10 protein-coding genes are annotated in these 10,690 nt (G+C 70.9%); 5 read left to right on the top strand and 5 right to left on the bottom strand.

What is annotated here, in order from left to right:
- Positions 1–294 precede the first annotated feature (294 nt).
- From VFE05_16490 to VFE05_16480, 3 genes are all read right to left on the bottom strand, one after another.
- Positions 295–1,635: an SGNH/GDSL hydrolase family protein gene (locus tag VFE05_16490; GenBank protein ID HET6231674.1), complete on the bottom strand. Its 1,341-nt coding sequence runs from the start codon at positions 1,633–1,635 to the stop codon at positions 295–297.
- A gap of 37 nt (positions 1,636–1,672) precedes the next feature.
- The gene (locus VFE05_16485; protein ID HET6231673.1) at positions 1,673–3,073 is read right to left on the bottom strand and encodes an outer membrane protein transport protein; all 1,401 of its coding nucleotides are present in this window, start codon (positions 3,071–3,073) and stop codon (positions 1,673–1,675) included.
- 174 nt (positions 3,074–3,247) lie between these two features.
- Positions 3,248–3,523, bottom strand: coding sequence for a hypothetical protein (locus tag VFE05_16480; GenBank protein HET6231672.1), 276 nt, complete (start codon positions 3,521–3,523; stop codon positions 3,248–3,250).
- Positions 3,524–3,644: 121 nt separating this feature from the next.
- Here VFE05_16480 and VFE05_16475 point away from each other — a divergent pair, with 121 nt between their 5' ends.
- Positions 3,645–4,520, top strand: a complete 876-nt coding sequence (locus tag VFE05_16475) for an aldo/keto reductase (protein HET6231671.1) — start codon at positions 3,645–3,647, stop codon at positions 4,518–4,520.
- Between the two features lie 32 nt (positions 4,521–4,552).
- Positions 4,553–4,918: a hypothetical protein gene (locus VFE05_16470; protein HET6231670.1), complete on the top strand. Its 366-nt coding sequence runs from the start codon at positions 4,553–4,555 to the stop codon at positions 4,916–4,918.
- A gap of 394 nt (positions 4,919–5,312) precedes the next feature.
- Here VFE05_16470 and VFE05_16465 read toward each other — a convergent pair whose 3' ends face one another.
- Together VFE05_16465 and VFE05_16460 are read right to left on the bottom strand one after the other, a co-directional pair.
- Positions 5,313–5,927 (bottom strand): DUF47 family protein, encoded by a 615-nt coding sequence (locus tag VFE05_16465; GenBank protein HET6231669.1) that lies wholly within the window; start codon positions 5,925–5,927, stop codon positions 5,313–5,315.
- Between the two features lie 174 nt (positions 5,928–6,101).
- A complete protein-coding gene (locus tag VFE05_16460) occupies positions 6,102–6,731 on the bottom strand; it encodes an SCO family protein (protein HET6231668.1) in 630 nt (209 codons plus the stop codon).
- 225 nt (positions 6,732–6,956) lie between these two features.
- On the opposite strand from VFE05_16460, the gene VFE05_16455 reads away from it, so the two are divergent.
- The 3 genes from VFE05_16455 to VFE05_16445 all read left to right on the top strand — a co-directional run bounded on the left by VFE05_16455 (position 6,957) and on the right by VFE05_16445 (position 10,290).
- Positions 6,957–7,781 carry a 2,3,4,5-tetrahydropyridine-2,6-dicarboxylate N-succinyltransferase gene (locus VFE05_16455; GenBank protein HET6231667.1) on the top strand — a complete coding sequence of 275 codons (825 nt, stop codon included), beginning with the start codon at positions 6,957–6,959 and terminating at the stop codon, positions 7,779–7,781.
- A gap of 239 nt (positions 7,782–8,020) precedes the next feature.
- A complete protein-coding gene (dapE, locus tag VFE05_16450; GenBank protein HET6231666.1) occupies positions 8,021–9,127 on the top strand; it encodes a succinyl-diaminopimelate desuccinylase in 1,107 nt (368 codons plus the stop codon).
- Entirely contained in the window at positions 9,124–10,290 is a 1,167-nt protein-coding gene (locus VFE05_16445) for a pyridoxal phosphate-dependent aminotransferase (GenBank protein ID HET6231665.1), read from the top strand. Before dapE ends, VFE05_16445 begins: the two co-directional genes overlap by 4 nt.
- The last annotated feature ends 400 nt before the right edge of the window (positions 10,291–10,690 follow it).

Below are 10,690 nucleotides of genomic sequence, written 5' to 3'. Positions count from 1 at the left end.
CTCCCCCGGCCCCTCCCCCGCAAGCGGGAGAGGGGAGAACTGCTTGCGGGTGATAGACTTGGGGCGGAACCGGAGCCTCCCGGCGCACGCGGCGCTCTCCCCCGCCGTGGACCAGGCTCCCCTCCCCCAGGCAGTTTTGGGGGAGGGGCTGGGGGAGGGGGCTCCGCCGCTCTCGCAATCCCCTGCGGGGCGCAAATATAGCAATCCTGCCGCGGTGTCGCGAGGGCATAGGTGCGCGAAGGGGCGGCCCCGCGAGGAGCCGCCCCTTCGTGTCCTGCGTTCGCCCGGCCTGCGTCAGGTCGTGGCGAGCGAGGTCCCGTACTTGGCGTTGATCACCTTCGCCAGCTCGTTCGCGATGATGACGTGCGCCGCCGCCGAGGGGTGCACGCCGTCGAACGTGAACAGCGAGCCGAAGAAGTTGGGCGCCGAGAGCGCGGCCGTGGCGCCCGTGGTGGGCACCGGGCACGAGCGCAGCACCGCGGTCTGGAACGCCGCCGCCGTGGTGGCCGTCGCCAGGAGCTGGCACTTGCGGATGCCCTGGAACAGCGGGTTGCCGGCCACCGTGGTGGTGATGGCGAGCTGCTGGCCCAGCAGGACGTTCGGGTCCAGGTAGGCCCAGCCGTTCGCCGTGGCCACCGACGCGATGTAGGCGTTGTAGTCGGCGATGCGCTGCCGGACGATGGCCTGCTCGTTGGTGTCCAGCAGGTACACGCCGCGGCGCGGGTCGGCCGCCGGGAGCGCGTTCGGGTCGCAGTTGATCTCGGGGAACGCCGCGTCGCCCACGATGGCGAACGACACCATGTTGGCCGAGAGCGGGTTGGGCGTGCCCAGCGCCGTGACCGGCGAGCAGTTGTTGTTGACCGCCTTGCCGTTGAACAGGCCGGCGGCGTCGCGCGAGAGGAAGTAGTACGCGCCCGGCTGCAGCAGCGGGGCGGCCTGCACCGCGTCGACCACGCCGATGAGCACGGCGCCCTGCACGCCCGCGGCCTTGATGCCGGCGGCCACGGTGTCGTAGCGCACCTTGAACTTGGCCAGCGGCGTCAGCGACGAGTCGGCGCCCGCGGCCAGCGGCCCCAGCACGCCGCTGGTGGCGGCGCCCAGCGCGTCGTTGTTGCCGATCCAGGCCGACACGAACGTCGGCTTGTACTCCTGCATGCGCTGCTGCTGCGTCTCGCCGCCCAGGATCAGGGTGGTGAGCGTATTCGAGGCGTACACGTTGTTGAAGATCGAGCCTACCGTGGCGCCCGGCACGGCCAGGTTCTGCACCGCCGTGTTGAGCTGGAAGGTGCGCAGCCCGCAGGTGGTGGCGGTCCCGCCGCTCAGGCGGCCCGTGGTGCCCAGCGGCGCCGTGAAGGGCGGCGGGCAGCCCGGCTTGTTGATGAGCGGGATGTTAAACGGCGCATTGGCCTTGGCCGCCAGCAGCACCGCGTACGACTGGCGCTGCGTGCTGTCGTTGATGCCGCCGGACTGGTAGCCGGCGGTGATCGAGTTGCCCATCGAGACGTAGCGCGCGAACAGCGGCACCGGCTGCACGGCGTTGGAGGTCAGGATCGTCTGGTCGTCCATCGCGCAGCCCGCCGCCAGCGCGAAGCCGGCGATGGGGAGCGCGAGACGCAGGAACTTCGGTCTGCTCATGGTTCTTGGCTCCTTCGGTGAGGCGCGGCGCGCCGGGTCAGGGGTTCTCGGCGCGGCCGTGGCCGCCGAAGTGGATCGCGACGGTCGCGTTCAGGACGTGGGCGTTCACGTGGTAGACGCCCGTGTTGATCTCGGGGCCCTGCGCGGTCGAGGTGCGCGAGCGCACGCGGCCGCGGCGGTCCGACTGGTGGATGTGCTGGTAGCCCAGGTCCAGCGCCAGCGGCCCGGCGCGGTAGCCCAGGCCCGCCGTGAGGTAGTTGCGCTCGCCCTCGGGCAGCAGCGGCGACACCGACGCGGCCTTCTCGGCGGCGGTGTTGAAGATGAAGCCCGCGCGCAGGTTCAGCGCCTGCGTGGCGGCGAAGTCGGCGCCGAAGCGGTACGTGTTGGTGTTCTGGTAGTCCAGGATGAGCGGCGAGCTGGGGCCGCCGTTCTTGAACTCGATCTGCGCGCTGTCGAAGCTCTCCCAGCCGGTGCGCTGGTAGTCGCCCAGCAGCTTGAGCGAGGGCACCGGGTGCCACGCGAGGCCCACCACCAGCTGGCTGGGCAGCGTGAGCGAGGTGCTCAGCTTCTGGTCCACCAGGCGGCCGCCAGCGGCGAACTGGCCGGCCAGCACCGCGTCGAGCGGGGTGCCCGCGGGCAGGCCGAGCGGGTTGCCGCCCGGCAGGACGATGCCGGTGGAGATCTGGCTGAAGTCGGCCGTGCCGTCGTAGTCGATCTTGGCCGAGTGCAGGTAGCGCACGCCCAGGTTCCACTTGTCGTTCAGCTTGGCCTGCGCGCCCACGTTGAAGGTCACCGCGCTGCCGTCGCCCTCGAGCAGCGCGTCGGCGAAGTCGGTGCCCGACGAGAAGCCCAGGTTGCCGAAGGTCACGCCCGCCGTGGTGGTGGGCGTGGTGGCAAGGTCCACGCGCTGGTGGATGCGGATGGAGGCGCGCACGATGTCCACGCCGCCGCCCACCGACAGGCGCGGCGTGAGGCGCAGCGCCACGGTGGGCTGGATGTAGATGTTCTTCAGCTCGGTGTCGTAGCTGACGTAGCGGCCCTCGAAGCCGATCGGCCAGTCCACGCCCAGGCCGTACGGGGCGAAGCCGCCCACGCCGAAGGCCAGGCGGCTGCCCGCGCGCACCGAGGCGTAGCCCCACGGCACCGCCTTGGTGCCCTGCTCGCGCTTGAACTTGGTGCCCGTGACGTCGTACGTGAACTCGCCGCCGGTGGTGATCCCGGTGACGCCGCCGCTCACCACGCTGCCCTGGTTGGCCAGGCCCGCGGGGTTGAACAGGATGGCGGAGCCGTCGTCGCACGGCGACGCCACGCCCGCCGCGCCGAGCGCGGTGGCGCACGACCCGTGCGTCATCACGGCCGAGCCCTGCGCGTGGGCGTGGACGGACGACAGAGCCGCGGTGGCGAGCGCGGTTCCGGCGATGACGAGACTTCGTCTCATACGACTCTCTCCTTCAGGATGCGGTTTGGAGATGGATCCGGGCGGGGCGGCGCCCCGGCTGGCGGAGCGGCTTGCCCTTGCGGAAGGGCGGGGCTGGGCTGGAAGACAGAGCACGATACACCGCGCCACGCGTGCGGTCAAGCAGCAGCGGTGCCGGAAACGACTGAGCGGCGCTCACTTTAGCGCCGCCACGACCAGCGTTCCCAGCGCGTTCAGCACCGCGACCGAGTTGGCCGCCACGAAGATGCGGTTGCGCAGCTTCACGCTGTACACCAGGAAGAGCAGCGACGCCACGCTCTGCATGCCGAAGAAGAGCGGGTCCACCTCGCTCCCCTTGCCGGTGAGCGCGGACACGAAGGTGTAGGTGAGCGAGCCGGCCAGCGCCAGGCACGCCGCCCACCCCACCCACTTGATCCAGCCCCGGTCCCCCGCCCTGCGGCTCGGCGGCATGCGTTCCCTCGAGAGTGCGTTGCGGCTCCACGGCCTGCCCCGCGGCGGCACCACGCAGGCGGCGGGCCGCTGGAACCCTTTCTGCATCGGCGGTTGCGTTTCCTTCTACCGCGGAGAGCGCATGCGAGAGGTGGGGCTGGGGCGCACGGGCAGGCGCGTGACCCGGGTGGGGCTGGGCGGGATGCCGCTCTCCATCCAGGGCCGGCCGGACCGCGCGCAGGGGCTGGCGGTGGTGCGGCGCGCGGTGGAGCTGGGCGTGACGCTGGTGGACACGGCCGACGTGTACTGCCTGGACGACGGCGACCTGGGCCACAACGAGCGCCTGGTCCGCGACGGCCTGCGCGAGGCCGGCGCGGGCGACGACGTGGTGGTCGCCACCAAGGGCGGGCTCACGAGGCCCGAGGGCCGGTGGGAGAGCGACGGGCGGCCGGAGCACCTACGTGCGGCGTGCGAGCGCAGCCTGGCGAACCTGGGCGTGGACCGCATCGACCTGTACCAGCTGCACGCGCCGGACCCGGCGGTGCCGTTCGCGGACAGCGTGGGGGAGCTGGCGCGGCTGCGCGACGAGGGCAAGGTTCGCGCGGTGGGCCTCTCCAACGTCACGCTCATGCAGGTGCGCATGGCCGAGGCGCTGGTGCCGGTCACCTCGGTGCAGAACCGCTACAACCCGTGGGACCGCTCGTCCGAGCAGACGGGCGTGATCCGCCACTGCGAAGACGCGCGCATCACCTTCCTCCCGTACAGCCCCGTGGGCGGCGGCCGGCGCGTGAAGCTGCTGCGCGAAAGCGCGGAGCTGCGCGACATCGCCGGCCGCCACGGCGCCACGCCCGAGGAGATGGTCCTGGCGTGGATCCTGGGCGTCTCGCCGGCCATCGCGGTCATCCCCGGCGCCAGCCGCGCGGAGAGCATCGAGAGCAGCGTACGCGCCGAGTCGCTTGAGCTGGACGAGGTCACCCGCCGCGAGCTGGAAGAAGCCTTCCGCGCCCTCCCCGAGTAGGATCACGGCACCCCGAGCAGGAGCCTGACACCATGCCGAAGACGACGCTCGCCACCAATATGGACACTGAGGACACCTTCGTTCGCGCCGCGCGAGAGGGCAAGCTCGTGCGGCTCACGGAAGAGGATGGGCAGCAGCGCACGGTCCAGCCGCTCATACTCTATGTGTCGTCCAAGGGCAAGCGGCTCTTCCATGCATTCCAGGTGAGCGGATACAGCAGCGGCGGGCAGAACGGATGGAAGAACATAGAGACGGAACGCTTCACGTCGGCCGAGGTGCTGGAGGAGGCGTTCGTGCCTCCGGAGAAGTACAACCCGTGGAACGCCACGCAGTTCGAGCACGTGGTCTACGCCGCTCCCACTCGCGACGGCCGCGTCCGCGAGCCCGACGCCGAGTAGCCGAGCCAGGGGAGGCGGCCGGATGTCTGCGGAGATGCGCCGACGGATGCTGCACATCGGCGGAGATGGCTGGGCGGCGAGCGGCGCACTCCTGCGGAAGCGCTTGGGGGATGCATGGACGTCATCGGTAGATGTGCATCCAACGTCATCGGTAGATGTGCATCTGACGTTATTGGTTGATGTGCATCCGACGCCACATCATCGGCAGATGTGCATCCAACGAAAAGCGGGGCCGTCAGAGTGGCGGCCCCGCTTTCGTCGTCTGCCTCACATCTTCCGTCGTTGTCCGATCCACCTCCTGCCGGCGGATCGCAACTACCGCTCCGACGTGCCCGGAGCGAATCACCCGGCCGCGGGCCATTCGATCGACCGTCGGTAGATGTGCGGCGGCGCGTCAGCCTTGCTTGATGGCGACGCTTTCGAGGAGGCTGAAGGCGTCCTGGAGCACGCCGGTGACGACCTGCAGCTTGTCGCAGATGCCCTTGCGCTTGAGCACGTCCAGCGGGTCGGGCCGGCCCTCCATGGCGTCCGCGACGGCCTTCTCGTACAGCGCGTCGGCCTGCTCCACGAGCCCGTGCGCCTCGCCGGTGCGCTCCAGCACGCTCTTGGGTTGCTTGAGCGCGGCGGTCGCCTCGGCCAGCAGCTGGGTGAGGCGGACGACCACGGCGGCCATCTCGCGGGTCGGCGCATCCACGCCCGTCAGGTGGAACATGCCGATGGACTCCACGGCGTCTTCCAGCAGGTCGGCCAGGTTGTCGATGGCCGCGGCGAGCGCGTGGATGTCTTCGCGGTCCAGCGGCGTGACGAACGTGCGGTCCAGCCGTTCCACGATGCGGCGCGCGAGGGCGTCGGCGGCGTCCTCGGCGCGGCGGGCGCGGCCGGCCAGCTCGTCGCTGCGCGTGGGGTCGTCCAGCACCGTGGCCAGCAGCGCGGCCGCGGGCGGCAGGTGGCCGGCAAGCTCTTCCAGCAGGTCGTAGTAGCGGTCGTCGGTCGGGATCAGCCGTGGCATGGAGTCCTCGGGTCCTGGGGAGACGTACGGACGCTGCTCAAACAAGCCTGCGATGCGCGAGCCGGGCGTAACGCCGCGTCGCGAGTGTGTAACACCGCGCGCCCACCGCCCCGTGCTGATCGCAAGTCGTATTGGTATCCCGATGCGCCGCCGTGGTTCACTTCCGCGTTCGCGTCAGAGCCCGGCGAGGGTCCGCACGTCGTCGCGGGTCTCGGCGGTGGTGGCCATGTCGGAGATGATCACGCGCAGCCGTCCTTCGCGGTCGATGCCGTACACGGCAGACGAGTGGCCCATCTGCCCGTGCGTGCCGCCGTGGCCGGGCATGCCCTCCGACGCGGGCATCGTGTAGGCGCCGTAGCCGTGCTTCACGGCCTCGAGCGACGCGGAGTCGCCGGTGAGGCCCACCACCTGCGGGCCGAAGCGCTTGGCGTACGCGGCCAGCACGGGCGGCGTGTCGCGCGCCGGGTCCAGCGTGACGAGCAGCACGCGCACGCCGTCCGCGTCGTCGCCCATGCCGGCGAGCACGCCGCTGAGCCGCGCCAGGGTGAGCGGGCAGACGTCCGGGCAGTGCGTGTAGCCGAAGAAGAGCAGCACCGCCTTGCCGCGGTAGCTCGCCAGCGTGACCGGCCTGCCCTCGTGGTCCACCAGGGAGAAGTCCGTCGCCGGCAGCACCTGCTCCTGCGCGGTGCCGTGGAACGCGGGCTGCCGCAGGGAGCGCATGCGCGCGGCGGAGAAGCCTACGAGCACGACGCCCGCGACGGCGGTGGCAGCGAGCACGGCACGGAGGCGGGTGGCCTTGGTCATCTGCGGAAACGTCCCTGGAAGCGGGGGTGAAGTGCTCTGCCGTCCGCCCCGCGTCTCCCGGAAACGGAGGCGCGGCGGGCGGGCTTCCAATCTACCGAACCCGGCGCGGTCGTGCCATTTGCGGCGGTGGCGCGCTTGTGGCAGCGGAGGCCGCGGGCTACGTTCCGGCCCCACGCGCGGGCAGGCGGGCGCGCAGGCGAGAAAACCGGAGATGCGAGGCTACGGATGGAGCTGGGCGACCTGGAGCGGCTGGTGTCGGGCGCGTTCGCGGACCGCGAGCGGCTGAAGGACCGCGAGGCGGGCGAGGCGGTGGTGCGCACCATCGACCTGCTGGACCGCGGGCAGGTGCGCGTGGCCGAGCGCGGCGCCGATGGCGCGTGGACGGTGAACGCGTGGGTCAAGGAGGCCATCCTCCTGTACTTCGCGCTGCGCCCGCTGGAGCCCATGGAGGCCGGCGACCTGCGCTTCTACGACAAGATCCGCCCCAAGACCGACCTGGAGGCGCAGGGCATCCGCGTGGTTCCGCCCGGCGTGGTGCGCTACGGCGCGTTCCTGGAGCCCGGCTGTGTGGTGATGCCCGGCTACGTGAACATCGGCGCGTACGTGGGCGCGGGCACGATGGTGGACACGTGGGCCACCGTGGGCTCGTGCGCGCAGATCGGCGCGGGGGTGCACCTGTCCGGCGGCGTGGGAATCGGCGGCGTGCTGGAGCCGCCGGGCGCCTCGCCGGTGATCGTGGAGGACGGCGCGTTCATCGGCTCGCGCTGCATCGTGGTCGAGGGCGTGGTCGTGGAGCGCGAGGCGGTGCTGGGCGCGAACGTGGTGCTCACCGCATCGACCCCCATCATCGACGTCACGGGCAGCGAGCCGGTGACCACCAAGGGCCGCGTGCCGGCGGGCTCGGTCGTCATCCCCGGCACGGTGCCGAAGGAGTTCCCGGCGGGCACCTTCCACGTCCCCTGCGCCCTGCTGATCGGCAAGCGCAAGGAGAGCACCGACCGCAAGACCTCGCTCAACGACGTCCTGCGCACCTTCAACGTCCAGGTCTGACGCGGCTTTCCTTCGGCGGAAACGATTCACCCCTGTAGGGTCCGACCTGCGTGTCGGACCGTGTCTCGGACGCGCCGACGGTCGGCCGGCGTGACGATGCCGCGGAACGACGGACGCACTTCCGTCAGACAGATGATGTGCGTCCGGCGACGATATCGGGTTCGGTAGATGATTTCCGGTTGATGCGCCCCGTGAGATGCGCATCATCCGATTGGCTTCTGTAGAGGAGGGGCGGGACGATGACGGATGCCGCGGTGGAGACGCGCTCGCCCGATGCGGAGGCGATTCGCGACGAGCTGGCGCGCACCACGCTGGAGCTGTGCGAGATACCCAGCGAGACGCTGCACGAGACGGCGATCGCCGACTGGGTGCAGGCGCGCTGCGAGGCGGTGGCGGGCAAGGCCGGCGTGGTGCGCATCGGCAACTCCGTCGTGTGCGACCCGTCGGGCGCGGCGGGGGACGGACGGCCAACGGTGGCGCTCGTCGGCCACCTCGATACGGTGAGGTGCGCGGAGGGGCAGCCGTACGGCATCAACGAAGGCCGCGTGTACGGCTGCGGCGCCAGCGACATGAAGGCGGGCGTGGCGGTGATGCTCGCGCTGCTGGACCGCTGGCGCGAGCTGGGGACGGCGCGGCCGGTGTGGATCTTCTACGACGGCGAGGAGGGCCCGGCCGAAGGCAACGGGCTGGAGGCGGTGCTGCTCACCCCCGCCCTGCCGAAGATCGACTTCGCTTTCATCCTGGAGCCCACCGACCAGGCGATGCAGCCCGGCTGCATGGGCGTGCTGCACGCGACGGTGACCGTGCGCGGCGTGCGGGCCCACAGCGCGCGGCCGTGGCAGGGCATCAACGCCATCTACCGCGCCGTCCCGCTGCTGGAGCGCTTCAACCGGCTGGAGCGGCGGGAGGTGGTGGTGGACGGGCTCACCTTCTACGAGGTGATCGTGGTCACGCAGGCGCGCACCGAGAACAGCAAGAACGTGGTGCCCGACGCGATGATGCTGAACGTCAACTTCCGCTTCGCCCCCGGCAACACGGCGGAGGGCGCGGAGGCCGAGCTGCGCTCCATCGTCGGGGAGGATGCCGACGTGGAGGTGATCGACTCGGCGCCGGCGGGGACGGTGCACTCGGACCATCCGGTCATCGCGGAGTGGGCGCGGCGCGAGGGGCTGCGCATCCTCCCCAAGCAGGCGTGGACCGACGTGGCGCGCTTCACTTCGCACGGCATCCCCGCCGTGAACTTCGGCCCCGGCGAGACATCGCAGTGCCACCAGGCGAACGAGTGGTGCAGCGTGGACTCGCTGGAGAGCTGCTTCATGGCCCTCCACCGCTTCTTCGCCGCATGAACCCGCTCCTCGCGCGCATCGCACCGTCGCTCATCCGCGCCATCAACGCGCGCAAGCAGCCCGGCGACGTGGACCTGGGCCTCGGCGAGCCCACGCTGCACCCCGACCCCGCCGCGTTCGAGGCCGCGCTGGCGTGGGTGCGCGAGAACGGCTGCCCGTACTCGCCCAACGCGGGCTACGGCGCCCTGCGCGAAGCCATCGCCACATACCACGCGCACCCCGGGAAGACGGAGGCGGCGAACGTCTGCATCACGGTGGGCTCGGAAGAGGCGATCTACCTCGCGATCAAGACGGTGCTGGACCCGGCCCGCGACGAGGTGCTGATTGTGGAGCCGTGTTACCTGGCGTATCCCAAGATCTGCGTGATGGAAGGCATCCGGCACCGCACCGTGGCGCTGTCGGCGGACGACGGGTTCGCGCCCTGCGCCGCCACGCTGCTGGAGGCGATGGGGCCGGACACGCGCATGATCATCCTCAGCACTCCGTCGAACCCCACCGGCCGCGTGTGGCCCGCGGCGGAGCTGGAGGCGCTGGCGCGCGGGCTGGCGGAGCGCCCCGGGCCTCCGGTGTACGTGCTGTCGGACGAGGTGTACCGCGAGCTGTACTACACGCCCGAGCCGCCCGTCTCCATCGCCGCCTACCATCCCGACACGCTGGTCGCCGGGTCGCTCTCCAAGAGCAACGCGCTCACCGGCCTGCGCCTGGGCTGGCTCATCGGCCCGGCGGAGGTGATCGCCGAGGCGGTGAAGGTGCACCAGCTGGTCAACACCGCGTCCAGCACCTTCTCCGAGCAGGTCGCGCTCGCGATCTTCCGCCAGGACGGCGGGCTCCGGGCGCAGCGTCCGCTCTACGCCCGCCGCCGCGAGATGCTGCTGCGGCTGGCGCACGAGCACGGCGTGCCGCACCTGGCGCCGGAGGGCGCGTTCTACTGCATGGTGATGCTCCCCCCGGCCCTCGCCGCCGCCTCGGTCGATGCGGCGGAGCGGCTGCTGGTGGAGCGGCGCGTGGTCACCGTCCCTGGCCGCGCCTTCGGCGAGAGCGCCGAGGGCTGGCTCCGCCTCTCCTGGGTCGCCACCCCGGAGATGCTCGCCCAGGGCATGCAGCGCATCGGGGACTTCTTCCGCGAAGTCGAGCAGTCCGGAAGTTCCGGCGCGGCGCGCTGATCGTCAGCGGCGAACGCGTCGCCCACAACGTCAGTTCGGTAGATGCAGAGATGCCGATGCTCCCTGGCGGGCATCGGCATCTGCTTTTCCCCGGACTTCGGGCGGCACCCCCTCTCTCGCATGGCGGTGCCACGGCTTCGGATTCGCGCGCGACTCACGCCGATGGCTAGAGCAGTTTTCGCATCGGTCCAGAGCACAAACTTCCCCGGAATGCGGTAAACCAGCCCTATCGTCACTCTGGACTGATAGGCAACCCGCCCTAGAAGTCTGTTGAAAATCGGGTGCTCAGAATCCGAGAACTGTGCTCACAGGCGATCTCGGGTCGGTCGTGCGAGTGGGGTTCAGATCGCTCGGATCGGCCGCCGCGAGGCACCTCTGGAGCGTGAGGGGGAGCGTGTAG

This window comes from Longimicrobiaceae bacterium (genome assembly GCA_035696245.1).
GTDB lineage: Bacteria > Gemmatimonadota > Gemmatimonadetes > Longimicrobiales > Longimicrobiaceae > DASRQW01.
Note: the sequence above shows the minus strand (reverse complement) of the source record. Positions and strands in the feature narration are given on the sequence as shown.